Source organism: Bradyrhizobium sp. U87765 SZCCT0048, from assembly GCF_018131225.1.
Taxonomy (GTDB): domain Bacteria; phylum Pseudomonadota; class Alphaproteobacteria; order Rhizobiales; family Xanthobacteraceae; genus Bradyrhizobium_A.
The window spans coordinates 939756-963876 of the sequence record NZ_JAFCMM010000002.1 but is presented as its reverse complement, the minus strand read 5'-3'; the positions used below and the strand labels follow the sequence as shown (position 1 = coordinate 963876).

Genomic DNA, 24121 nt, shown 5'->3' with positions numbered 1-24121 from the left:
CGCGGCGGAAGGACGCATCATGATCGCGACAGGTCGCGCACGGCTGGTCTGGCCCGCGACGTCCGAAAGGGCGGCGGCGGGTGTCGACGTCCTGGCTGGGGCGCGGGTGGTCGAAACCGATATTCCGGCGAGGCTCGACCGTCTGTCATGGAGCCGCTTTCATACGCTTGTCGTCGTCGCGCTTGGGGTCACATGGATCCTGGATGGTCTTGAGGTCACCCTCGCCGGCGCGCTGTCGGGCGCGCTCAAGGAGAGCCCGACGCTGCGTTTCGACAATCTCGACATCGGCTTCGCCAGCAGCGCCTATCTCGGCGGCGCCGTGCTCGGTGCGATCCTGTTCGGCTGGCTGACCGACCGGCTCGGCCGCAAGAAGCTGTTCTTTGTCACACTGGCGCTCTACCTGGCGGCGACGGCCGCGACCGCGCTGTCCTGGGACGTGTGGAGCTTCAGCCTGTTCCGATTTCTCACGGGCGCGGGAATCGGCGGCGAATACACCGCGATCAACTCCACCATCCAGGAGATGGTGCCGGCGCGCTATCGCGGCTGGACCGATCTGGTGATCAACGGCAGCTTCTGGATCGGTGCGGCGCTGGGGGCGGTCAGCGCCATCGTGCTGCTCAATCCCGTAGTGATCGATCCGGAACTCGGCTGGCGATTGGCGTTTCTGACCGGCGCTGCGCTGGGGCTTGTGGTCTTTCTGATGCGCTTCTGGATTCCCGAAAGCCCGCGCTGGCTGATGATTCATGGCCAGCCGCAGCGTGCGCAGCAGATTGTCGCGGAGATCGAGCGCGCAGCGTCGGCGCCGCCTTCGCCGCGGGATCTTCCGACCATTCGTCTCACCATGCGCTCGCACACCGATTTGCGCGAGGTCGCGCGAACGCTGTTCCGGACCTATCGTCAGCGCTCGCTCGTCGGCCTCGCGCTGATGACGGCGCAGGCGTTCTTCTACAACGCGATCTTCTTTACTTACGCCTTGGTGTTGACCGATTTCTTCGGCATCGCGGCGGATAGGATCGGCTGGTACATCCTGCCGTTCGCGGCGGGCAACTTTCTCGGGCCGCTGCTGCTGGGACGTCTGTTCGACAGTCTCGGTCGGCGCGTCATGATCGCGCTGACCTACGGCGTGTCGGGATTGCTGCTCGCCGTGTCCGGCTATCTGTTTTCGATCGGCGTGATGAGCGCGCAGACACAGACCATCAGCTGGATGGTGATTTTCTTCTTCGCATCGCCAGCGGCGAGCGCGGCCTATCTGACGGTGAGCGAGACGTTTCCGCTGGAGGTGCGGGCGCTCGCGATCGCGCTGTTCTATGCGATCGGCACCGGCATCGGCGGCGTCGCAGGCCCCGCGCTGTTCGGCGCGCTGATCGCGAGCGGATCACGCAACAGTGTGTTCGCCGGCTATCTTTTGGGAGCATTTCTGATGGTAGCTGCGGCTGTCATCGCCTGGCGCTTCTGCATTCCGGCAGAGCGTCGGTCACTCGAGGACATCGCAAGGCCGCTCGCGGCCCAGGAGCAGGATTGAATGATACGGAACGCAACCGATTTGCACGCGCCGACGTCGCCATCGCCCAACCCGGCGGTGGTCGCCGATGCGGGCATTCCGGCGCTCGACGATTGCGCGCTGCTGCTCGATATCGACGGCACGTTGCTCGAACTCGCGCCGACGCCGAGCGAGGTGTGGGTTCCGCCCGAATTGCGGCAGACCATCAAGGGATTGCTGGCGCGCACCTCGGGCGCGCTCGCGCTGGTGAGCGGCCGTTCGATCGTGGACATCGACGCGATCTTCGCGCCGTCTCAGTTTCCGGCGGTGGGCGGGCATGGCGCCGAGATGCGGTTGAGCGCCGGCGGAGCCGTGACGCCATCACCGATCCGGCCGATCGAGCCGGATCTGAAGCGGCGGTTTGCGGCGATCGCCGGGCTCGCGCCGGGCATCCTGCTCGAGGACAAGGGTTATTCGCTGGCGCTGCACTATCGTCTCGCGCCGCAGGCCGAACGTGGCATTTATCAGGCCGTGTCGGAGATCCGTGCCGAGCTGCCGGGGGCGCCGATCGAGGTGCTTCCGGGCAAGTCGGTGTGCGAGATCAAGCCGGCCGGCTTCAGCAAGGCAAGCGGCGTGCGCAAGCTGATGGAGAATGCGCCGTTCAAGGGACGGACGCCGGTGTTTCTCGGCGACGACGTCACCGACGAGACGGTGTTCGCCATCATGCCCGATCTGCGCGGGCTCGCGTTCTCCGTCGGCCGCCACGCCAGCGGCGTCGCCGGACATTTCGACGATCCGCGCCAGGTTCGCGCCTGGCTGGAAGGGCTGCTGGTTCGTGAAGGAATGATTGCACGATGATCGATCATGGACTCGACCTTGCCGTGATCGGCAACGGTCGCACCGCTGCACTGGTGGACCCGTCGGCGCGCCTCGTGTGGTGGTGCTATCCCCGGTTCGATTCAGATCCGATCTTTTCGCGGCTGCTCGCCGGCAACGAGGAGAAGGGTTTTACCGACGTGGTGCTCGACGGCATGGTGGACACGCAGTCCGACTATGTCCGCAACACCGCGGTGGTGTCGACCACTCTGACGGACCAGCATGGCAACGCGGTGCGCGTCACCGATTTCGCGCCGCGCTTCCGTCAGTATGGCCGCATGTTCCGGCCGCCGCAGCTGTTCCGCATCATCGAGCCGGTCGCCGGCCTGCCGCGCATCACCATCCGCGTGCGGCCGACCCATGCCTATGGCAAGCCGCTGGCGCGCCGCACGATGGGCAGCAATCACATCCGCTATGTCCATGACGACCTGGCTGTTCGCATGACGACCGACGGGCCGCTGGCGCTGATCGACAACGAATCGCCATTCGTGCTGACGCGGCCGCTGCATCTGGTGTTCGGCTCCGACGAGCCGTTCCCCGGCGATCTCGCCTCGACGGCGGCATCATTCGCCGAGCAGACCAAGGCCTATTGGCTCGACTGGGTGCGGCGGCTGTACATCTCCTACGACTGGCAGGAAGCGATCATCCGCGCCGCGATCACGCTGAAGCTGTCGAATTTCGAGGAGACCGGCGGCATCATCGCCGCGCACACCACCTCGATTCCGGAGGCACCGGGTTCGGGGCGCACCTGGGACTATCGCTACTGCTGGCTGCGCGACGCCTATTTCGTGGTGAAGGCGCTCAACCGCGTCGGCGCCACCCAGACCATGGAGGATTTCATCGGCTTCACGCTGTCGATCGCGGCGAACGCCGAGGAGGATCTCAAGCCGGTCTACAGCGTCGTGCCGACGCTTGCTCTCGACGAGTGGATCGCGGGCGATCTACAGGGTTATCAGGGCGATGGCCCCGTGCGCATCGGCAATGCCGCGGTGGACCAGATCCAGCACGACACCTATGGCAGCGTCATTCTCGCCGCGTTGCCGCTGTTTTTCGATCGCCGTCTGCCCAAGCCCGGTGACGCCAGCCTGTTCCGCCTGCTGGAGACGCTCGGGCACAAGGCGGCGAAGGTCGCGCTCGCGCCCGACGCCGGCATCTGGGAATATCGCGGACGTCAGCGGGTCCACACGCACTCGTCCGCGATGTGTTGGGCCGGCGTCAATCGCCTGGCGGCGATCGCCACGCGTCTTGGTCTCGCCGATCGCGCGGCGCACTGGAACGCGATCGCCGATCCCCTTCATGCCGAGCTGATCGAGCGCGCCTGGAATCCCAAGCGGCAGGCCTTCACCGCCGCATTCGGCTCCGACGATCTCGACGCCAGCGTGCTGCTGCTGCCGGATCTCGGCGTCTGCGAGGTCGACGACCCGCGCTTCGTCAAGACTGTCGCTGCCATGGAGCGCGAGCTGCTTCGCGAGAAGCACATGATGCGTTACGCCGCCGAAGACGATTTCGGCCTTCCTGTGACCGCGTTCCTGATCTGCCGCTTCTGGCTGATCGACGCCTGGTGGTCGCTGGGGCGCAAGGAGGAGGCGCGAGAGCTGTTCGTCGATGCGCTGGCGCACCGCAATCGCTATGGACTGCTGTCCGAAGACGTCGATCCGAAATCCGGCGCGCTGTTCGGCAACTTCCCGCAGACCTATTCGATGGCCGGGTTGATTCTCACCGGCATGAAACTGTCGCGCAATTGGGAAGATCGTTACTGGCGCGGATGACGCGAAGCGATTCGCTCGCTGTGAGCCTTGGGTCACGACAGCGAATCGCTGCGACAATCTTGTCCACCACATCCACTCATCGCGCCGCGTGGAACCGGGTTCCGCGCGGCGTTGCCCGAATTTGACTTCATTTGGGACGAATGGTGGCGCCCGGGTGATTCAACGAGCTGCTGTCGATCGAGCTGTTCCGGAATCGAAACCCGATGCAAGTCATTGGTTTCTGGTGCGTCTGGGACGCGTCGCGGCGGGGACCTCAACAAGCTGCGACGAACAGGCAGGTCACTCAGGAACCATATTGATGAACGGCCGTTTATCTCTCGACTAGAAATCGGAGAACAGCCTGTGAATCTCGTTGTCGTCTCAAATCGCGTGGCGCGCGCGAAGGCCAACGAGCCCATGACAGGGGGCTTGGCGGCGGCACTCTTGCCGATGGTGGAAAAAACGGGAGCAATATGGGTCGGTTCCAGCGGACGTGTGCGTGACGGTGCGCACAAGGATCCGTTTCCGCAGATCGAGGCGCTCGGCGCCGGTGCGATCGCGATGCTCGACCTGCCGGCCGATCACTACGGCGGCTATTATGAAGGCTTCGCCAACTCCGCGCTGTGGCCGGCGCTGCACTCGCGGCCGGACCTGATTCGCGTTTCCAGCGACGACTATCAATCCTATCGCGAGGTCAACGCGTTCATGGCGCGGGCGCTGCTGCGCTTCCGCAAGCCCGACACCGCGTTCTGGATCCAGGACTATCATTTCCTGGCGCTCGGCGCCGAGCTGCGTGATCTCAATGTGCGCCAGCCGATCGGCTTCTTTCTGCACACACCGTGGCCGGTGCGCGCGGTGATCGGCGGCGTGCCGAACCATCGCGAACTCATCGGCGCGATGCTGGCCTACGATCTCATCGGTTTCCAGACCGAGGACGACTGCGAGAATTTCGCCGACTACCTGCGCAACGAGCTCGGTCTCGAGGTCGAGGACGGCGTGGTGACGTCGCGCTATGGCCTGTCGCGTCTCGCCGTGTTCCCGATCGGCATCGACGTCGACGTCTTCACCCAGCACGCGGCGCGCGCCGCCTCGCATCCGGACGTGTCGCGCCTGCGCATGAGCCTGCATGGCGAGCGCCTCGCGATCGGTGTCGATCGCGTCGACTATTCGAAGGGGCTGGTGAACCGGATCAATGCGTTCGATCGCCTGCTGACGATGCAGCCCTCGCTCAAGCGCGCGGTCTCCCTGCTGCAGATCGCGACGCCGTCCCGTGGCGGCATCGAGGCCTATGGCAACTTGCAGAACGAATTGGCCAAGCTCGTGACCGACGTCAACGGCCGGCATGGCGAGGTCGACTGGACGCCGATCCGCTATCTCAGCAAGGGCTTCAGCCAGACCGTGCTGGCCGGCTTCTATCGGACGGCGCAGGTCGGCGTGGTGACGCCGCTGCACGATGGCATGAACCTCGTGGCCAAGGAGTATGTCGCGGCGCAGAATCCGGCCGATCCGGGCGTGCTTGTGCTGTCGAAATTCGCCGGCGCGGCCAACGAACTCGATGCGGCGCTGCTGGTCAATCCGCATGACATCGACGCGATGGCGCGCACGATCGCCATGGCTCTCGCGATGCCGGCGCCGGAGCGGCGGCTGCGCTGGGAAGCGATGATGACAAAGCTGCGGGCCGGCACCATCCATCAGTGGTTCGCGGACTTCGTCGAGGCGCTGGAGGATGCCCACAACCTCTCCGACAAGTCGGTCGTCGCCGCCAAACCGATGTTTGGCGGCCATGCGGTGAGGCCGCTCTATTCGGTCGGCGCGGGCCGGCTGCAGTAACACATCGTCGTTGAAGACAGGGCTGCGTCGCGCGTGCCTGCGCGCGGCGCGCCGCTGCTATTCACAGTAGGAGACGCCGTCCACGATGGCGCAGCGCGTCTTGTTCGGCGCATGCGGATCGTCGAGCGGCACCACGCCCGAGCCCTGACCGACGAAGACGCCGGGGCCGACATGCACCGACGCCTTGTTGCCGATAATCACGCTGGGATGCTGCGTGGCGGCGCTCGAGCGGGTGCCATCGCTCCAGATGATCGAGGGGCCGGACAGCACGCCACGGCGGCCATCGTCGCATGTCACGCTGGTGCCGTCGCGACGGCAAGTCTGTGCGGTGGCCGTGGTGACGGCGGCCAGCGTCATCAGGGCGACGCAGACTGCGAGACGGGTGGCGGCCGGGCAATGGCGGCGGGTCATGATTTGCGGATCCGGAATGTCAGCAGGCCGTCGTCCTGGCGGGACGTTTCCAGAATATCGCCGGTTTGTTGCAGCAGGACGGGGATGTCGATGGCCGCCATGGGATCGGTGCATTCCACCACCACGACGTCGCCGCTGGCGAGGCCACGCAGCGCCTTGCGGGTGTGCAGGACGGGAAGGGGGCACTTCAGCCCTTGGAGGCGCAGGATGGTTTCGGGCATTGCGGAGGCTCTGGTCAGGTCACCGGTCTCGCCGCCGGCCGGCCAAAAATCAAGCCGGGAGGCGAAGCAGGTGTCACGGGCGCGTCACCGCCGCGCCGGTGGGCACCCACGGCCATGCGCGGGAGCAGCGGCAGCAACGGATTATGGTCGAAAAATCAATATCTTGTAGAAATGTTTCATGATCCGCGTGCGCTCTCTTGCAAAAGCCGGACGGGTCCGTAAGAGAGGGCGCACGGAGAGGTGGCCGAGTGGTTGAAGGCGCACGCCTGGAAAGTGTGTATACGGGAAACCGTATCGCGGGTTCGAATCCCGCTCTCTCCGCCAGCCCTCAAGATCTTGATTTGTTTACAGAAGTTTAGGACTCGCCGGGGCACTGTACACATCGGCGTAGTCAATGGCGTCCTATCTATGGCTGCGGGGGTCGTGCTGGTATTTCCAGCTTCGACCACCCCTTGATCTCTTAGCCGCCCTCGGTGCGACGCCCTTCAGAATTCGACTGCCGTGCCAGACCCGTCGAGAGGCGTCCCGCTTCGCTCGTCATCTCGCTGGCGCGTCGGAGCGTTGGTTCTTGTCGATGCGGTACCGTGGATTCCAAAAGCTCCGCGTTTTTGCTCTCCGGAGCAACATCGAGGACGACGAGCGGAACGAAACGCCAGATCAAATCAAGAGCCTCCAGGCCGTACTCAGACAGAGATTCACGGATGCCCTTCAGGCGGAAGTTGAGGCTCTCCGGCAGATCGCCCTAGAGTACCAGGGACTTTCCCCTTTGGAGGAAAGCGGCAGCGTCGCAAATCGCCGGCAAATCCAGCAGAAGAAAAACGAGCTTGCGTTGAGAGGCTTCGCTGGTTGGCAGGAGTTCGCCCAAAAAACTCTCGCCGACTATGACGAAGTCTTTCGGGATCTCCAATCGGAGCTAGAAGCAAAGCATCGAATTCTTGATGAGCTGCAGCAGTTGATCGAAGGGTCGGCTGACGATTCCCAAGAGTGGAAGCAAAAACTCGCCGAGATTTCAAAGAAGGCGGACGATTCCGATTCTCAGTTGCGCGCAGCGCACGAAGCAAACACACAAGCGTTGACCGAAATTAGAGAGGTCGCGGAAACCACTAACACGGTCAACAAACAGCTCCTCTATAAAGGGCCGTTGCTGAGCGAATGTTTGCAAAAATTCTTAGACGCGAAGACAATTCAACTGCCGGAGAACTCGCGAGAGCCGGATTACTTTAGACATCGCCTGAACGCCTTCTTAGAGATCGCTGGTGACAAACCAATAGGGGCCTACACCGAAGCCGATTTGACCTGCTTCGCCGGCCGCCTCCAGCATCTTCCGGAACGCCATACTGTTGATCCGGCCTGGAGGGGGATGACCTTAGTTCAGGCCATCGAAGAAAACGAAAAGCGTAGTCGGCCAAACCGCGCTGAGACCATTTCCTTCACGACAGTAAAGGTGGGCTACGTCGGAAAAGTGAAAACGGCCATCCGGTGGCTTTGCGCTAACTACCAAGCCCCCTATCCATTCGACTATGGCCACACTCTTATTCCCAAGGAACTCCCCACCCCTCTCATTAGATTTGGTCTCGATACTGGGCAGCTAAACAGACTGTTCGCCCACTGCGCATCGGAAGCGGACGAGCGCCGGCCAGAAGACGTTTGGCTCCCGCTTTTGGCATTCCTGACCGGCGCGAGACTAGGCGAGTTGGTTGCGATTCAGCCTCACAACATCCGGAAACGTTACGGCGTCTATGTCGTCGATTTGACGGGACGGATCACGGATTCTGAAGGCGTCCGTAATCGACCCCTGAAAAATCGGGAGAGCCTGAGATTGTTTGCCCTTCACGACAGCCTAGTAAACCTGGGCTTCATCGACTGGGTTGAAGAGCAGAAACGGATTGGACATGAATATCTATTTCCTGATCTGCACTCCGCGGCGCGGCCTACAAATGCTGCGTCGAAGCGCTTCCAGAGAATTTTTCAGAGCCTAGGCATGGGTGGCCAGCACGTCTTTCACTCTTTGCGTCACTCGTTCAAAGATTGGGCACGGCAGTTTGGCGTAGAAGAACGAACAATAACCCTTCAAGCTGGCCACTCTCTGGATGGCATCGCTCTTCGCTATGGAAACCGATACCTGAGGGAGGATGAACTCCAGAAGATCGCATCACTACCGTTGCTGAACGGTCTCGACGTTAGCGCCTACCGAGGCGTGAATCCGAAATCTGTTGTCCAGCCCCCGGTCAGAAGACCCGTCGATCACGCAATTACTTCGGACAGGGGTTTGGTCAGAGCGCCAAAGCAGTCAAAGCCTGAGCGTCGGAAGGAGCGTCCGGCTTCCGACAGTCACGATGCGATCGATGTCGCGGCACTTCGTAAGGCTCTTGGGTTGTCGCAGCGCGAGTTCGCGCGCACTTTCGACATTTCCATTGGGAATGTCCGGGACTGGGAACAGGGAAGGAGCCGTCCTGGTCGACTAGCGCGAACCCTCCTGAAATCAATTCAGCTCGGCCAAAAGAAAGTGCTTGGGGAGACTGGTACCGCGGTTGCCCAGCCGCACGTTCATCCACAGAGTTAATATCGGATTGATTGCCCCCGGTGGGTGGCTTCTCCTGGTTGAGACGGGATAGCCGGCACCGCGGTCGGCGTCGGCGAGAGCCGCCCGGCGGCGAAGCCCTCGCAGGCCGACGCGCCGAGGGCCGCGGGCGGCGACGGGACGGCCGGCCCCGCGGTCGGCGTCGGCGAGAGCCGCCCGGCGGCGAAGCCCCCGCCAGGCCGATGCGCCGAAGGCCATGGCTGACGACGGGACGGTCGGTGCCCAGGCCTCGGTGAACGGGCGAGCCAAGGATCTCTCACTGACTCTCGAACGAAAGGCCGGGATCAATTCCGACACGGGTGTCGGCTTTGATCGCACTCTCGCCGGTCTTACGCTTGAGCTGACCGTTCAGAATAAGAGCGGACCGGCGACGACGACGCTTCGCCTTCGCATGCCCGGCGTTCACTCCGAGCAGCACTAAGCCGATCCTTCGATCACCTCACCACAGCAGCCAACTGCGTGGCGGAGTCGCATCGGCTGAAACGACAGGGTGGGGCGAATGTCTCGATGACACCAAGAGCGATCGCACCTTGAGTTACCGTGCGATCGCTCCTGTAGAAATCTTGGCTTCCCATCCGATCAAGATTTGTGGCCACAGTCGCTTGATCGCTCTTGAACAACGATTCATGTTGAGACCGTGGGCCTGATAGGTCCTTAGGAAAAAGAGCAGCAAGCCATGCGCGTTGTGGGCCCCGCGCTTACCAGGGGCCCGCCCCGTGGACCCGGAAGAGCAAGTCGGATGGCGTCAAAGATCGTGAAATGTCGCTTCCCCGAGGCTGATAAGGAAGCCGTCGCAAATGCAGCGAAGGCTGGCGGCGTGACTGTCTCAGACCTGCTGCGCCGGGCGGCCAAGGCTGCAGTGAACGGTCGGATTGCCTCCAGGCCGATCCTCGCGGACCTTGTCCACGTTCGTTCGCTCGCCCATCGGCTTGACTCGCTCGCTGCTGTTGCCGGCGGTGACGCCAGGGTCTCCGCGGAGATCAAGGCCGCCGCTGAAACCCTGCGCGAGATCGCGCGGCGGCATCTGGTGGGCGCACAATGATCATCAAGTCGAAGCGGATTCGCGCCCGGGGTCCAGCGCTTAAGCGCGCTTTTGCGCACATTTGCGATGGAGACGACAACGACGAAGTCATACTGTTGCGGGGCAATCCGGCAGACCTCGTTGATGCGCGCGACGACGCCATCCGATTTGCGAGGCAGTATTGCGTGCGGCATTGGATCATTTCGCCGGCGCAAGACGTCACCGACGAACAGCTAGACGAGCTGATCGAGCGTTTGGCTTTTGAATTCGAGTTTGATGCGAAGCGCATCGTCCTGTGGGCTCATGAAAAAGAGCGGGCGTCAAAAGGAGAGGGCGACTTGTCGGAGGGGGCTGCCCAAGGGCAGCGCAGTCCGAGGCATTTCCATCTCTTGGCGCCCGAAGTCGACCCCCTGAGCGGGCGGGTAATGCCCTCGTCGCATGACTGGGACAGGCAGTCCAAGCTGGCGCGAATCTGCGAGGTCCGGTGGGGCCACGGCATTGTCCCAGCGCCTCGGATGAACAGCCTGATAGCTGCACTAGATCGTGAAGGCGATCACGTGACAGCGGAGGCGCTGCGTGGCGTTCAGGCTCCGGATCATCCGGCCAGCTTCAATGAAACGGACCATCAGCGCACGAAGCGGATCGGTGTCGACCTGCCGCGCGTGAGAGAGCTGGTCGCGCAAGCGCTCACTAGCGCGACCAGCCGGGAGGATTTCGACAGCCGATTGGCCCGCGTCGGCCTTCGCCTCGGGTTCGGTGACAAGAAGGATACCCTGATTGTCGAGACAGCCGACGGAACGTTCGTGGGGGCACTGGCTCGATTGGTCCGGTTACGAAAAGAAGCCCTAGCAGAAAGGTTAAGCTTCAATGCAGCAGCAGCGCCCGCAGTCTCCAAACATCCATCAGACGACCTACGACGCGGTTCGCCGGCTCGCGCGGCAATTGGAGCCGGTCACCAAGCTCGTCCAGGGGACGGACAGTCCGAACGCGGTCGATCCGATCGCTACGATCATCGAACTGCTCTCACAGACGGTGACGGGGATCGATCGGATTCTCGCCAGGCTGGAAGCCTTGGAAGCGCGCCTGGACGACGCGACGGTGATGAACGCGATCAAAAGCTCCGTACACGGTTGAGGCTCGCGGCGGGTGGCCTGCGGCAAACAGAAGCACTGCTCGATCTCCTAGGGGCCGCGCGGCGCAACACTTTGCCGCCCCTAGAGCGGGTCATCTCGGATCTGGATGGTCTCGTTGAGCAAGAAACAGTTGCGTTGCGGGTGGCCCAGCTTGCGGAGCCCGCGTCGTTTCTCGCCGCCCGTCGGAAAGTGGAGCATGCCGCCGCGTTGGTCCGGTCGCTTGAGGAGAAAGCCAACGGCCTCTCCGAGAGTATCGCACACCATCCCTCGCAGTCGATTTGGGCGCGGCTGATCAGCACCGCGAACGGTCCGGACCGGCGGTCCCTTGAAATCCGCCTCGACCGGCTGAGGGAGAAGATCGCAACGGCCGGCGCGGCTCTCTCGACCGCCCGAGCAGCGTTGCAAACCGAGGAGAGGAAATTCCGGATGGCGCAAGTGCGGTACCAGGCCGCGCTCCCCGATCGGCGCGAGCGTGCCACTCGTCAGATAGCGACGGCTCGACTGGCGCGCTCGATGGCCGAAAAAAGCCCGCGATGCGCGCGTTGGGGAGCAGTCCGGCTGTTTGCAGTTGCAGGCACGTTGCAAACTGCTCGGGCCCGGATGCATCGTATGGATGAGACGTTGGACGAGAATTGGGAGCCGTCTTTCGACTTGTGGGGAATCCCTCGCCTGCCGCCGCCAAAGATCTTTTGATCTCGGCCAGGACTAGCGGGGACATCGGCCCGGCCCGCTGAGTTAGAGCCGGCGAGCTTCGCGGCACTCTATTAACCGCTTTCGTACTACATGCTATCTCGAGACCAGTTCGAATCGCAACGGAAGAAGCGGTTCATAAGGCTTCCGGACTCGTTGACACTTATCGCGTTTCACCTGAGCGTAGATCCGTCTGCGCGATCACCCTCTCGGAATCCAAACCATGCCGACCGCCGTCTCGCTATTCAGTGGTGCAGGAGGCTTTTGCGAAGGCGTTCGCCTCGCAGGATTCAAACTCGCGTGCGCAGTCGAGATGGACGAGTACGCCGCGCGCACCCACGGCGCCAATTTCCCGAAGGTCCCCATATTCAGGGGTGACATCTCGACGTTCCTCATCGATGCACAGCCGGGCGTTCCCAGCAGGCGCGAGCTTCTCGATGGAGAGGTCGACTTGGTGTTCGGCGGGCCGCCTTGCCAAGGCTTCAGCCAGATCGGTCCGCGAGATCTGAAGGACACCCGAAATCTCCTATATCTCGAATTCGCGAGAGTGCTGAAAACGCTCAAGCCCAAAGTCTTCGTGATGGAAAACGTGCCGAACATGGTCGCCATGAAGAACGGTCATTTCCGCGACCTCATCCTCTCCGCGCTGAAGGGCGCGGGCTACCGCAACACGATATTGACCACGCTGACCGCATCGGAATTTGGAGTGCCTCAGCATCGCCGGCGCGTCTTCTTCGTCGGCACCAGAGACGACCTGGCGGCTCCGGCCGATCTCGCGGAACGGTTCGAACGCTATCTCGACGCCAGCCGAACCGAGCGCGAGACCACGGTCGCCGAAGCGATCTCCGATCTTCCCAAACGCGTCTCGCTCGACGATGGGCCGCTGCCCTATCCGAAACTTCGCAGACGGACCTTGTCCGATTTCCAGCGCAGCATGCGGCTCGATCTCGAAAGCCCGCTGATTCCGAAGCAGTGGAAACGGGCAAACGTCGACGGAGCTCCGTCGCTGTTCAATCATCACACCAAGGGCATCGAAAGCAGAAGGAAGCGCATCCTGCGGGCGCTCAAGCCTGGAATGTGCGGAGACTCGCTGCCGTCGGCGCTGTGGAGCGGCTCTCGTCCGTACAAGTGGCGAAGGCTGCATCCGAACGAGCCCTCCTACACGATCCTCGCGCAGATGCAGCGCGACCTGTCGGAATGGGTGCACCCCAAGCACGACCGCTGGATCACGGTACGCGAAGCGGCCAGACTACAGTCGTTCCATGACGGATTCGTCTTCGTCGGCAGCGAAACTCAGCAACTCAAGCAGGTCGGGAATGCGGTGCCGCCTCTCCTCGGCCATGCCGTAGCGACCGCGGCGAAGAAGCTGCTGCGGGCAATGTAACGGCCATTGCCGCCGGTCTCGGACCCCACCACCGATGCCGCGGCCGAACGAAACCTAAGGCGGACTTTCCTGATACTTTGGATTCAGACAGCGGAAAATCGGTTGTGACGCGGTCTCGCCCATGCCTAAAGTAGGCTCAACTGCTAAAAACAATCCGGCGGGGGCAAATGACAGAGGCTAAAAGGTAGCGGGTCGCTGGCTGCACATGATCGTCCTCGACCCACTACAGGCGCTTGCGCTCCGCAAGTCCGCTACCGGTCCCGTCGGCGTGGCGGGGCGCCGCGGCACGGGCAAGTCCGTGCTGGCGAACGCGATCGCGTCGGAAACCGCTAGAGCCGGCAGGACCTGTCTTCTGATCGGGGCGAGCGAGGTACTTGAACGGCCCCTCGGCTTTGCCATCGTCCGCGAGATCCACCGGGTTCTCGCGGAGCGGGCGCAGATCAGTCACGTCTCCGCGGATTCCGCTGCTACGCCGATGGCACCCGCGAGTGCAATCGAGGCACGGGCCAGAACCACTCCCGACGCCGCGCGCGCGGCGATACTCATCCTCGAGAAGGCGCGGGCACTGGCTCGAACCCACAATCTGACGGCCGGCGAAATCGAGAGCAGTGCCGCGGCGAACCGCGGTCATTCAGCCACCACGTTGAATTCGCTGTCGCTCGCCGCCCAGGACGCGGCCAGGGTCGCCGACGTGCTGTGGACGGGTAATGCCCGGGCCGGCAGGACGTTCAGGGACGTCGGCGAAGCCATCGCAGGCCGCGCAATCGAAGTTCCGCCTGATGATGCGGCGCTGGACCTGATTCGGGCCGGCGATGCGGAGTACAAGACCGGCATCGCCAAGATCGTCTCCAATCAGAAGGAAGCCGACGAGGAGCGAGCCGTTTCGAAAGCGGTAGCCAGCCTCCTGCGTCCTCGGTCGACCGACCGGAGCTTGGCGGACTACCAAAAACATGCGGCCTTCATGGCTCATACGATCAGCACCGCCATTTCGCTGATCAGACGGCATGGTAATTTGAAGGCCACACTCGCCGCGAGCAGCGGAAGCGATGCCGCGAAGGCGATCGAATACTTCATGCGGATGAAACCGGACCAGGGGACGGTAACGGCGGTCAGAACGTTCGAAGCGGCGCTGCAGGACTATAGGCAAGACAGCGCCCTGCTGGAGCCGTTCGTCGCCGAGTACGGTAGCAGGCCGCTTGCCAGCTTCGGTGCCGCTGCGTCGCGGCAAACCGGTAGGGCCGTGCCGGATGTCGCGCGGCTCGTCCAGTTGCTCCGGGAAGCACGGTACGCGGCCCGTCACCTGCCCGGACATCTCGGATTGCTGCGCGCATCGATGCCCAAACCCGCGTTCGAAAGGTTGCTCAATTCGCCGATCGAGGAGGCCCCTACCGCGCTTGGCGCGGCCGGCGGGACGTTGGAGCCGCGCGCCAAGGCGGCCGACGAAGCCAGACAGCTTCGTGATTTGTTCGCGAGCACGGGCTTCGGCGACATGCTCAACGCTCCCGAGGACTTCGCCCGGCAAATCGAGCAGGCTTCTCTTGCGGTCCCGGCGGCCGAGCCGGCGTCCGGACCATCCTACAGCCCCGGTGTCCTCGACCTGCTGCTCGATCTGACGTCGTTGGCCGAGCGTCCCGCGGATGAGCGATGGCCTGCTGCGGTGCGGCGGGCACGGACCGCTTCCGATGCGCTCGCAGCCTTGGCTCAAAACCGGTTCGACGTCGTCGTGATCGACGATGCCTCCGGATTTCCTGCCGACTCGCTGGCGCAAATCAAAAGCTTCCGGCCTACCGTGCACCTGCTCGGCATCGCCGAGGACGACAGGACGATTTCGCTCGAGATTCCGCACCGGCAGACCGATCCAGAAGTCGCCGCCGCCGCGTCCGGCGAACCGAACCGCTGGCTCGGAGAGCCAGGCGGCTTCGGCGTGCTCGTCCGCGAGGACGAAGGGCTGGACGCGGGCGGACTTTCAGCCGCAGCAGAGCGTCTGGCCGCCGAACTTCGGCGGGAAGGCTGCAGCGCGTCCGCATCCGGCAGCGAGGCGGCCGATGTCGTGGTCGCCGCTTTCGATAAACTGCACGATGCGGATCTCGCCGGCGTCGCTCAGAGAGCCGCCCACGGCGTTGTGATCCTGTGCCGCAAGGATCTCCGGTCAGCTTCGAGCCCTGCAGAGCCGCCCCAAAGCGCCGATGCGCAAGCGGCACAGTCGCTGGGCTGGAAGATCTCGCGCGCGGCGACCGAGGGCACTGTCCTGGACAAAGGCGGCCGCACCGCCGTGCTCGTCGAGGAGAAAGCGCACATCTCTGCGCACGACGAGACTGTCGCCGACGTTTCCCAGCGTCTGAAAGCGCTGGGCTGGGCTCCGGTCATTTCATGGAGTGGGACCGAGCGCGGCCCCGAGGACTTGTCCCGACTGCTTGCCGCACACTCTCGTCCGCTTGCGCCGAACCGCTTTAGAAGCGTCGCGGAAGCACTCGACCTTCGCGGTCCGCCTCCTGACGGCGGAGGCCATGGTCCGGACTTCGACGAGCGCGGCGATGCCGAGCCAGAAGCTACCGAGGTTGGCGAAGCCCCGCACCATGAAGCCGGCGTGGGCATCACGACCGAAATTCCCGAGGTTTTGACTCCTGAGCATGCTGCCACCGGCGATCGCGGCGAGACGGCTGTTGGCTCTCCGGCACCTGCCGAAGACGCCTCCGTCGAAGCGGCAGTCAGCCAGCCGGATTCGCAAGCCATTCCGCCGCAGAGTTCACCAGAGACAGAGCCGCCGACGGCCTCCAAAGACGATTTGTCCGGCGCGGCCGAGCCCGCAGATGATTATTCTGCTCGCGAAGAAGCTGCACCCGAAGAACACACGGCAGGCCACTCTTCGGAAGCGCAGAATACCGATGCCGCCCCGTCCGAACCACAGGGAGGCGAAGACACAGGGCCGCGTCCGCGGGCAGTCTTCCGCGACCGGCGCGGTGCGCGCAGACATATCCCGCAGCGGGAAGAAGCGGGGCCGCGGCGCGAGCGGCGGGCAACGTCCCGCCTTCGCCAGGCGGAAGCCAAGCTGCGTCTCATGGTTGATCCCATCAGAAAGCGCATCGCGCTCGCAGCCATCTTGCAAAGACCCGAGGGCTTTCCCGATCTTATCCGGATCGGCGGAGAGGACGTGCAGAACTTCGACGACTCGCGCTACGACGACTTAGATCTCGATTGGACCACCGGACTTCTCGATGGCGAGATTCGTTTTTCGGACGAGACGCAAAAGCTGGAGTGGGTCCGCAGCGCGCGGCCTTTTCATCTGTTCACTGGCGCGCCGGGCGAACCGGATCTGATTTCGGTCTCCGCGGCGCCTCTTGGCACCCGCTGCACGATCGTGTGCCGAGAAAGGCATGCCGCCGATATCGAAGCTACCGCGACAGAAGCGGGATCTTCCGCGCCCGCGCGGCTGTCGGGCTTCGAGGGTCTGCCTTCCGGATGGACCGTGCTCGACGGCTATGTGCCGGTGCGGGCCCTCGTTTCACCACCGGAGTGGCTCAAACCGCTCGATCCCGGCGCGGAAATGGCGATCGCGCTCGACGGCGGCTTTGAAATCAAAACCGCGGTCTATGCGGAAGGCGAACCGCCGCTGATCCGTATCGACGGAATGCCGTCGAACTGCAAAGTCTTCATCGACGGTTCGCCGGCGCAGATTCGGGCCGACAGAAGCTGGAGCGCGCCCGGCTGGGATAAGCCGGGAGCGCACCTCGTCGACATCGTTCCGGGAAAGACGCTCACCTACCACATCATGCCGGATCCCGCGCTTCGTGACGGCTGGGAGCGGTGGACCGCCCATACTTCGCTTGCTCCCGCGCTCTCCGGAGCGGCGGCGATCTGCGGCGCCATGGTTTATTCGCCGGACGGCAGGACCGTGCTCGCGACCGAAGCGGCTTCGAGCGTCACGGCCCTCGGCGCACGCCATGAGATCAAGATGCTACCGGTCCGGCAGGATGCGCCTGCGGCGATCGCGGCGCTGTCCTTCGAGCCGCTGTTCGCGGTCCTATCGTCCGGTGGGCGGAGGGAGCAAAGCAGGATTCTGGTATTAGACTTCCCGCAGGCCGCGTCGGAGCGGCAGCCCAAAAAGCTCGACGCCCGCTGGGCATTCATCGTCAGAGACATGGCCGCGCGGCGCGTCCAAGTGCGGCCGGAGACACCGGCTGCGAAAGCCGCCTGGCGGTCCGCCACCCAGGAAGCACGCCGCCGGAAGCGTGCTCGATGACCGATCGCCTGCTCGAGTGGATCTCTTACCGCGAAAGCGGGCGTCTGAACGATCTTCCTTTCGAACTGGTCCCCGACCGCCGGCCGTACCGCGTCATGGAGGATCTCGCCGTGCTCGGCCATATCGAACTCGATGGGGACCGCTGGCACGTCGCACCGCCGGTACTGGCCGCACTCGGCGAAGACTCGGAGAATAGCGCGACAGCGGTCCTGTGCGGCGCCAGGACCCGAGGCCTGACCGACCGCCTCTCGAAAGTCTGCGCTAAGTACGGCGCCGAAACGCATTCAGTAGCGCAGACCGAGCGTCCCGAGTGCACGCTGGTGACGGCCGCGACGAGCTCGCTTCTCTGCACGATAGCCGCGGAAGCGGCCTTGAACTGGCAGCGGGACGCCGCCTTCACGCTACTGGCAAGTCTCCCGGCGATCGCCGCTTGGCCGCGGAAGCCGTGCGAGATGGTGGCCGGAAAAGTGGAAGAGGTGAGGAGGTTTTCCAAATCGAGCCTGCGCTGGATGGACTCTTCGCTCGACGAAGCGCGCGATGCCGTACGTGGACTGTTCCAGATCAAGCGTGACTGGAATTCAATCGTACTCTTGAAGGACAGCAAGGACTCGCAGTCAGAGATCGATGCGGCCGCCGGCCGCCTCGCCGTGGTAGCAGGCGCCAGAAAGCTCCACCTCGATCTCAAGACCCGGTCGTTGCGGATGCCCGCCGCGCTGAGGCCACCGACGCTAATCACCCGTTCACTCGCGCTCTGCTCGGGCATGCTGCCGGAATTCGGACGCGAAAGACGCGAGCTCACTTTTCGCGGAATATCGCACCGCACCGCGCACCTCGCCACCTCGATTACCGGATTGAAGTTAGCATGACCGACACAGCAGCCATCTTTCGCGGACTCAAGGACGCGTATCTTCGGTACTTCGATAGCCCGTTCGATCTCCGGTTCGACGAACTGGTGAATGAGCGCCGCGAGCTCCTCGACCGCGATGGCGTCCTCTATCGCGAACCGCTCATCGAGCCGCAGCCACCGTACGCTGGAAGCCAGCAAAACATCGTCCAGGCAGCGCAGTCTGCGCTGGGCGGCGCGGCCGGATGGCCGGCGCAGGTCATCGCCGATCTCGGCCAGTTCGCGGGGAACGGTCTGTTCCTCTCCAGAACCCGCACGCCAATCGAACTCTACCGCCATCAGGTCGAGATGCTTCGCATCTCCGCGGCGGAGGGACGCGACGCGGTCATCCTCACCGGCACCGGTTCGGGGAAGACGGAGTCGATCTATCTGCCAGTCTTCGCCTCGCTCATCCGCGAGTCGGCGGGCTGGCCCGCCATTCCCGCCGCGCCCCAGAACGACTGGTGGAATATGCCTCCCGCTCCTGGATCGGGGCGGCGTCTGCATCACACGCGTATTGGCCAGCGCGACCATGAACAGGGTGCGCGCCTCCCCGGGATGAGGGCGCTCGTCATGTATCCCCTGAACGCGCTGGCCGAAGACCAGATGACCCGACTTCGCCAGTCTCTGGACAGCGATGCGATCCGGGGATGGCTCTCGGCGAACCGCCCCGGAAATCGCTTCTGGTTCGGCCGCTACATCGGGTCCACGCCGGTCTCGGGCCGCCCGACGAGCAGCGAAGCGGAAACGAGCCTGCGTACCGAGATGAAGCGTCTCTCAGACACCGCGAACGCGGTCGCCGGCACCGATGCTGAGCGCTTCTTTCCACGCCTCGACGGTGGAGAGATGTGGAGCCGGTGGGACATGCAGGATGCGCCGCCCGACATCCTGGTGACAAACTATAGCATGCTGAACATCATGCTGATGCGCGACGTTGAGACGCCGATCTTCGACGCGACGCGCGCCTGGCTCGAAGACGACGAGTCGAACGTCTTCCATCTCGTCGTCGACGAACTTCATGCCTACCGCGGCACACCCGGGACCGAAGTCGCCTACATCCTGAGGGTTCTTCTGGACCGGATCGGCCTCCATCCGGATCATCCTCAGCTTCGTATCCTCGCATCCAGCGCGTCGCTCGGATCGGACGAGGCTCGCGCGCAGGAATATCTGCGGCAGTTCTTCGGCAGGTCCACACCGTTCGAGCTCATCCGCGGCGGCGCCGTGCCGATCGCGGCCGGAGCGCGGGAAAGCCAGCGAAATCTCGGCGGCCCGTTCCGCCAGCTTGGCCTGGCGATCGAAGCGAACGATTCCGCGGCGATCAACGCGGCCGTCGATGCGTTGAGCGCGGGTGCAGGGGTCGCGCCTCCGGACGCGGCGCTGCCGATCGAGCGGCGGCTGGGCGAAGCCCTCGGTTCGGCCGGCGCGGCCGAAGCCGTCAGGGCGGCTTGCAACAGCGGTACCGACGACGACCCCGTGGTGCGGCCGCTGACGCCGGCCGCGATCGGCGAGGCGCTTTTCCCTGAGATCGCCTCGGACGAAGCCGCCTCGGCAGGACAAGGACTGGTGTCGTCCCTGGCACGGGCGAGAAGCTCGGAAGACGCCCCCCTGCTTCCGTTGCGGACGCATGTCTTCTTCAGGAACGTGCAGGGCATCTGGACATGCACGAATCCGAACTGCACCGAGGTGGCGCGGACGGAGCCCGACATCCTGGTCGGCCGGCTCTTCGACCGACCGGCGACGACCTGCCCTTGCGGATCGCGCGTCCTCGAGATGCTTTATTGCGAACCGTGCGGTGATGTCTTCCTCGGCGGCCACCGGCGCGAGCTCAGGCCCAACGTATGGTCGCTCGTTCCGGACGATCCAAACATCGAAAAGGCGCCCGACCATTCCGCGAGCGACCGGAGTTATTCCAACTACGCCGTGTACTGGCCCGCCCGCACCGCGACCAGACTTCAAGTCCCTCAGAACGACACCTGGACGCAGGAGAACGTCCGACGGACCTGGAGGCGCGCCAACTACGACCACCGGACTGGGGAGATCCAGCTTGCGCGCAATTCCGCCTCAACGACGGGGTGGCTCTACTACGTGCCGCAGCTACATCAGCAGCCGATTCCCGCGGCGGCGCTGAGCGCGCAGTCGGCGCAAAACGACAGGCCCGCAGTTTGCCCGAGGTGCGAGGCGAACTGGAGCCAACTGGCGAGCGCTGCGCCGATACGGACGCAGCGCACCGGTTTCCAGAAGACGGCGCAAGTTCTGACGGACGCGCTATTGCGCGAGATCGCACCCGTCCCTCGCGGTGCGGCCCAGGCCACCGAGGATTCCAGGCGCAAGCTCGTCCTCTTTTCCGACAGCCGGCAAGACGCCGCGAAGCTTGCCGTCGGCGTGGCGAAGTCGCACTGGCTCGACGCAATGCGCCAGGTCCTGGTCGAAGGCGTTAGCGAAGAGGCCGCTGCGATCCTCGCGTTCGAGCGGAGGACGAGACGGGAGAATCTTACGCCCGAAGAGGAAGCGCTCGCCAACCGGTTCGGATCCGCGCGGCCCGATGCCGCGTATGCGATCTTGGCGGCCGCCAACGGGCAAGGAGCGATGCCGTCGGCAGTCGGTGGAATGACGCTGCAGCAGTACGCCGACCTGCTGCTCGCCCAGGCGCGCAGCGGCATCCTGCCGATTCAGAGCCTTCAGGCCCAGGCGCAGAGACGGCTGCTTGCGACCGGAATGAATCCCGGCGGTGTCGATAGAAGCGTGACATGGACGAACCCGCAGACGCATGAGGGCGAGTGGCCGCGGCTGCTTGACTGGCAGCTCGTTCCGCCCGGCTTCCGAGCCAACCTGTCTCCGGACGAACGCGCTCATCAGAACAGAATCGAAAACGCGGAGCGCGAAGCGATCGCGGAATCTGTCTTTTCTGGCGGGCGCCGCGATTTCGAATCGCTGAAGCTTGGCGTGGTTACCTTCAATCCGATGTTCCGGCCGCCTGCCGGCGACCCGATCCTCGATGAAGCAGCCGATAGCTGCATTCGGATGCTCGGAAAACGCCGGCGAATCACCACACACCGGGCGACGGACCGGGACCCTCGGCTGCCGAAGTATGCACGGGACTATCTCGCTGCGGTGGCGGACCTGAATGGGCGCGATCCCCAAGCGTTTGAACAGGACGTTACTGGCATACTCACGCGCTCGGGCGTGCTGAACCAGGGCATCCTCGAATACGATCGCCTCTTCGCGAGAGGCCCGGGCGAGACATATTTCCAGTGCGACCGCTGTTCACGTGTCCACCTGCACCACAGCGGAGGTATCTGCTCGAACTGCGAATTCCGCCTCGGGCAGCCGCGGCGCATCGCCGACGACGACGCGAACAATGAACTCGACTACTATAGCTGGCTCGCGACGCGGGCAGGTCCCGTCTTCCGCCTGAACTGCGCCGAGATGACCGGACAGACCGACAAGATCGTCGCCCGGGACCGCCAGCGGCTTTTCCAGAACGTCAACGTCGGAAACGAGCACGGGCTCACCGAAAATCTGGATCTGCTCAGCGTCACGACCACGATGGAAGCCGGCGTCGACATCGGCTCGCTGCTCGCGGCGATGATGGCGAACATGCCGCCCATGCGGTTCAACTACCAGCAGCGCGTCGGACGCGCCGGGCGGCGCGGAGCCGCCGTGTCGATCGCGCTGACGCTGTGTCGCGGGCGAAGCCATGACGACTACTATTTCCAGCGGCCTGACCGAATCACTTCCGATCCGCCACCGCCTCCCTACGTCGACACCAACCGCCTGCAGATACTTCGGCGCGTTCTCAGCAAGGAGGTGCTGCGGGCGGCTTTCGCGGAACTTCAGCTTTTCGCGGGCTCCGGCGGAGACAGCGTGCACGGCGAATTCGGACTCGCCGCAGGATGGACGCAGCTTCCGGACACGATGCCGGCCGGGTATACGGGAAACACGGTCGCGGACGTCGTTCAAGAATGGATTAACCGGCACCCCGCTGAGGTGGGGCACGCGTGCGACCTGCTCTTGAGGGGTACGGTTCTGGCGACGAACCCGGCATCGCGCGTCCAGGCCTTGAACTTCGTGCGCAACGATCTCGTTCAGCAGGTCACGCTGGAGAGCCAAAACCCGACACTCATTCAGGACGGGCTCAGCGAAAGGCTGGCTAATCGGGGCATCCTCCCCATGTTCGGCTTCCCGACCAGAGCGCGGAATCTTTATCACGGAATTCCGCGAGGTTGGCCGCCGCGTGACGTGATCGACCGAGATCTGGAACTCGCCGTCAGCATGTTCGCTCCGGGCGCCGAGACCGTGAAGGAACGCGCGATTCATACTGCGATAGGCGTGACGCACTACTCGAGGCAAGGACAGCGCGCCGTCGAAGATGACGACGCGCTGGGTCCGTCGATCCCGGTGGCCGTCTGCGGCAACTGCCAGCACGTCGAGACGGTGAATCCGGGAGGCCCGGCCTGCCCCACGTGCGCGGCCGTCGCCGGAAGCGGAGAGCGCGAATATCGCGCCCTCGATCTTCGCCAGCCCAAAGGTTTCTACAGTTCTTCGCGGTGGGCTCGCGACTACGACGGTTCGTTTGATTTCGTGCCCCGGGCCGCGAGGCCGAAGGTCGGGCGCCCGCCATTCGCGATCAACCCTCATCTCAATTTCCAGGTCGGCGCCGGCGTCGGAAGCCTTTACGTCATCAACGACAATTGGGGCGACCTCTACCATCTGGCGCGAGTTTGGCCCAGTTCGCAGGCGAAGATCGATATCGCCGCCGCGGAAGCCGCAGATGCGAAGTACGCCGCTTCAATCGGAAGCCGCAATCCCCCGTTGCGGCTGGTCCCCCTCGAGAATCCGGTCGCCTGCGCGCTGGCGGCGATCAGCGACACAGACATGCTGCTGCTTGGCATCCGGGACTACGGTCCCGGCCGCGGTGCGGATCCCCGCACTCCGCAGGGGCGTGCGGCGCTCTACTCCCTCGCTTTCATGCTTCGGCGCGCGGCGGCGGTCCTGCTGGACATCCACGACTACGAACTGAAGTCGGGCATCCGCAGCGTCGAAGATCCCGCTGCGGGAGTCACCGGGCAGATCTTCCTGTCCGATACGCTAGAGAACGGCGCCGGATACGCCACCTATCTCGGCCGGCCTGCCGAAGCCGAATATCTGCTGCGGCTCATCTGCGAGCCCGGGCACAACGGATTCTACGAAATCCTCGCAGGCGGTCTCCACGCGGACGCTTGCGATACGTCCTGTCCCGACTGTCTGCGGAGCTATAGTAACCTCCAGTATCATAACCTTCTCGACTGGAGGCTCGCGGTCGACCTCGCGTCGCTGGCGCTCGACGCAGCCGCTCCTATCTCACTCCTGTCGCCCAGATGGGCACGCGTGGCGAACATTGCGGCGGTCACCCTGCTCGGCGCGCGGCCGGGCTACAGACAGATGACGATCGCGGGACTGCCGGCCATTACCAACGGCGTCGACGTCAAGATCGTGACCCACCCGCTCTGGCTGACCGACCGCAACAACCTTGGCCCCGATCTGGCGAGCGCCTGGGACGAGGCCGAGCGCGTCCACGGCCTGCGCATCGACCCAGGCCAGTCGTTCGTTTCGGTGTTCGAGGCGCTGCGGCGCCCGCTATAGA

At 64.0% G+C, this 24121-nt stretch carries 13 protein-coding genes, 1 tRNA gene and 1 pseudogene; 13 read left to right on the top strand and 2 right to left on the bottom strand.

The window, feature by feature from the left end:
• Nucleotides 1–19: 19 nt before the first annotated feature.
• From JQ639_RS17540 to JQ639_RS17525, 4 genes are all read left to right on the top strand, one after another.
• Nucleotides 20–1522: an MFS transporter gene (locus JQ639_RS17540; RefSeq protein ID WP_211967382.1), complete on the top strand. Its 1503-nt coding sequence runs from the start codon at nucleotides 20–22 to the stop codon at nucleotides 1520–1522.
• Complete coding sequence (otsB, locus tag JQ639_RS17535) at nucleotides 1523–2338, top strand: trehalose-phosphatase (RefSeq protein ID WP_211967381.1); 816 nt, start codon at nucleotides 1523–1525, stop codon at nucleotides 2336–2338. It abuts the gene before it with no gap.
• Complete coding sequence (locus tag JQ639_RS17530; protein ID WP_211967380.1) at nucleotides 2335–4125, top strand: glycoside hydrolase family 15 protein; 1791 nt, start codon at nucleotides 2335–2337, stop codon at nucleotides 4123–4125. Before otsB ends, JQ639_RS17530 begins: the two co-directional genes overlap by 4 nt.
• Before the next feature lie 342 nt (nucleotides 4126–4467).
• A complete protein-coding gene (locus JQ639_RS17525) occupies nucleotides 4468–5934 on the top strand; it encodes a trehalose-6-phosphate synthase (protein ID WP_211967379.1) in 1467 nt (488 codons plus the stop codon).
• 57 nt (nucleotides 5935–5991) lie between these two features.
• Here JQ639_RS17525 and JQ639_RS17520 read toward each other — a convergent pair whose 3' ends face one another.
• Both JQ639_RS17520 and JQ639_RS17515 read right to left on the bottom strand, forming a co-directional pair.
• Nucleotides 5992–6291, bottom strand: coding sequence for a hypothetical protein (locus JQ639_RS17520; protein WP_211967929.1), 300 nt, complete (start codon nucleotides 6289–6291; stop codon nucleotides 5992–5994).
• Between the two features lie 50 nt (nucleotides 6292–6341).
• Nucleotides 6342–6566 carry a sulfurtransferase TusA family protein gene (locus tag JQ639_RS17515; protein WP_211967378.1) on the bottom strand — a complete coding sequence of 75 codons (225 nt, stop codon included), beginning with the start codon at nucleotides 6564–6566 and terminating at the stop codon, nucleotides 6342–6344.
• 234 nt (nucleotides 6567–6800) lie between these two features.
• On the opposite strand from JQ639_RS17515, the gene JQ639_RS17510 reads away from it, so the two are divergent.
• From JQ639_RS17510 to JQ639_RS17475, 9 genes and pseudogenes are all read left to right on the top strand, one after another.
• Nucleotides 6801–6890, top strand: a tRNA-Ser gene (locus JQ639_RS17510).
• 70 nt (nucleotides 6891–6960) lie between these two features.
• Nucleotides 6961–7134: pseudogene (locus tag JQ639_RS35830) on the top strand (DUF6538 domain-containing protein); the annotation flags it as partial.
• Between the two features lie 6 nt (nucleotides 7135–7140).
• A complete protein-coding gene (locus JQ639_RS17505; protein ID WP_249123315.1) occupies nucleotides 7141–9129 on the top strand; it encodes a tyrosine-type recombinase/integrase in 1989 nt (662 codons plus the stop codon).
• A gap of 757 nt (nucleotides 9130–9886) precedes the next feature.
• Nucleotides 9887–10189 carry a YlcI/YnfO family protein gene (locus JQ639_RS17500; RefSeq protein ID WP_211967376.1) on the top strand — a complete coding sequence of 101 codons (303 nt, stop codon included), beginning with the start codon at nucleotides 9887–9889 and terminating at the stop codon, nucleotides 10187–10189.
• The gene (locus JQ639_RS17495) at nucleotides 10186–11994 is read left to right on the top strand and encodes a coiled-coil domain-containing protein (RefSeq protein WP_211967375.1); all 1809 of its coding nucleotides are present in this window, start codon (nucleotides 10186–10188) and stop codon (nucleotides 11992–11994) included. The genes JQ639_RS17500 and JQ639_RS17495 overlap by 4 nt, the downstream gene beginning before the upstream one ends.
• 220 nt (nucleotides 11995–12214) lie before the next feature.
• On the top strand, nucleotides 12215–13375 hold the full coding sequence (locus JQ639_RS17490; RefSeq protein WP_211967374.1) for a DNA cytosine methyltransferase: 1161 nt from the start codon (nucleotides 12215–12217) through the stop codon (nucleotides 13373–13375).
• 205 nt (nucleotides 13376–13580) lie between these two features.
• Nucleotides 13581–17615, top strand: coding sequence for an ATP-binding protein (locus JQ639_RS17485; RefSeq protein WP_211967373.1), 4035 nt, complete (start codon nucleotides 13581–13583; stop codon nucleotides 17613–17615).
• Nucleotides 17612–18481 carry a hypothetical protein gene (locus JQ639_RS17480; protein WP_211967372.1) on the top strand — a complete coding sequence of 290 codons (870 nt, stop codon included), beginning with the start codon at nucleotides 17612–17614 and terminating at the stop codon, nucleotides 18479–18481. Before JQ639_RS17485 ends, JQ639_RS17480 begins: the two co-directional genes overlap by 4 nt.
• Nucleotides 18478–24120 carry a DEAD/DEAH box helicase gene (locus tag JQ639_RS17475; RefSeq protein WP_211967371.1) on the top strand — a complete coding sequence of 1881 codons (5643 nt, stop codon included), beginning with the start codon at nucleotides 18478–18480 and terminating at the stop codon, nucleotides 24118–24120. The genes JQ639_RS17480 and JQ639_RS17475 overlap by 4 nt, the downstream gene beginning before the upstream one ends.
• Nucleotide 24121 lies beyond the last annotated feature (1 nt).

Coding starts and splice junctions, on each gene's coding strand:
- JQ639_RS17520 (WP_211967929.1), bottom strand. CDS start 6,291: ATGACGCTGGCCGCCGTCACCACGGCCACCGCACAGACTTGCCGTCGC.
- otsB (WP_211967381.1), top strand. CDS start 1,523: ATGATACGGAACGCAACCGATTTGCACGCGCCGACGTCGCCATCGCCC.
- JQ639_RS17485 (WP_211967373.1), top strand. CDS start 13,581: ATGATCGTCCTCGACCCACTACAGGCGCTTGCGCTCCGCAAGTCCGCT.
- JQ639_RS17515 (WP_211967378.1), bottom strand. CDS start 6,566: ATGCCCGAAACCATCCTGCGCCTCCAAGGGCTGAAGTGCCCCCTTCCC.
- JQ639_RS17480 (WP_211967372.1), top strand. CDS start 17,612: ATGACCGATCGCCTGCTCGAGTGGATCTCTTACCGCGAAAGCGGGCGT.
- JQ639_RS17540 (WP_211967382.1), top strand. CDS start 20: ATGATCGCGACAGGTCGCGCACGGCTGGTCTGGCCCGCGACGTCCGAA.
- JQ639_RS17500 (WP_211967376.1), top strand. CDS start 9,887: ATGGCGTCAAAGATCGTGAAATGTCGCTTCCCCGAGGCTGATAAGGAA.
- JQ639_RS17490 (WP_211967374.1), top strand. CDS start 12,215: ATGCCGACCGCCGTCTCGCTATTCAGTGGTGCAGGAGGCTTTTGCGAA.
- JQ639_RS17530 (WP_211967380.1), top strand. CDS start 2,335: ATGATCGATCATGGACTCGACCTTGCCGTGATCGGCAACGGTCGCACC.
- JQ639_RS17495 (WP_211967375.1), top strand. CDS start 10,186: ATGATCATCAAGTCGAAGCGGATTCGCGCCCGGGGTCCAGCGCTTAAG.
- JQ639_RS17475 (WP_211967371.1), top strand. CDS start 18,478: ATGACCGACACAGCAGCCATCTTTCGCGGACTCAAGGACGCGTATCTT.
- JQ639_RS17505 (WP_249123315.1), top strand. CDS start 7,141: ATGCGGTACCGTGGATTCCAAAAGCTCCGCGTTTTTGCTCTCCGGAGC.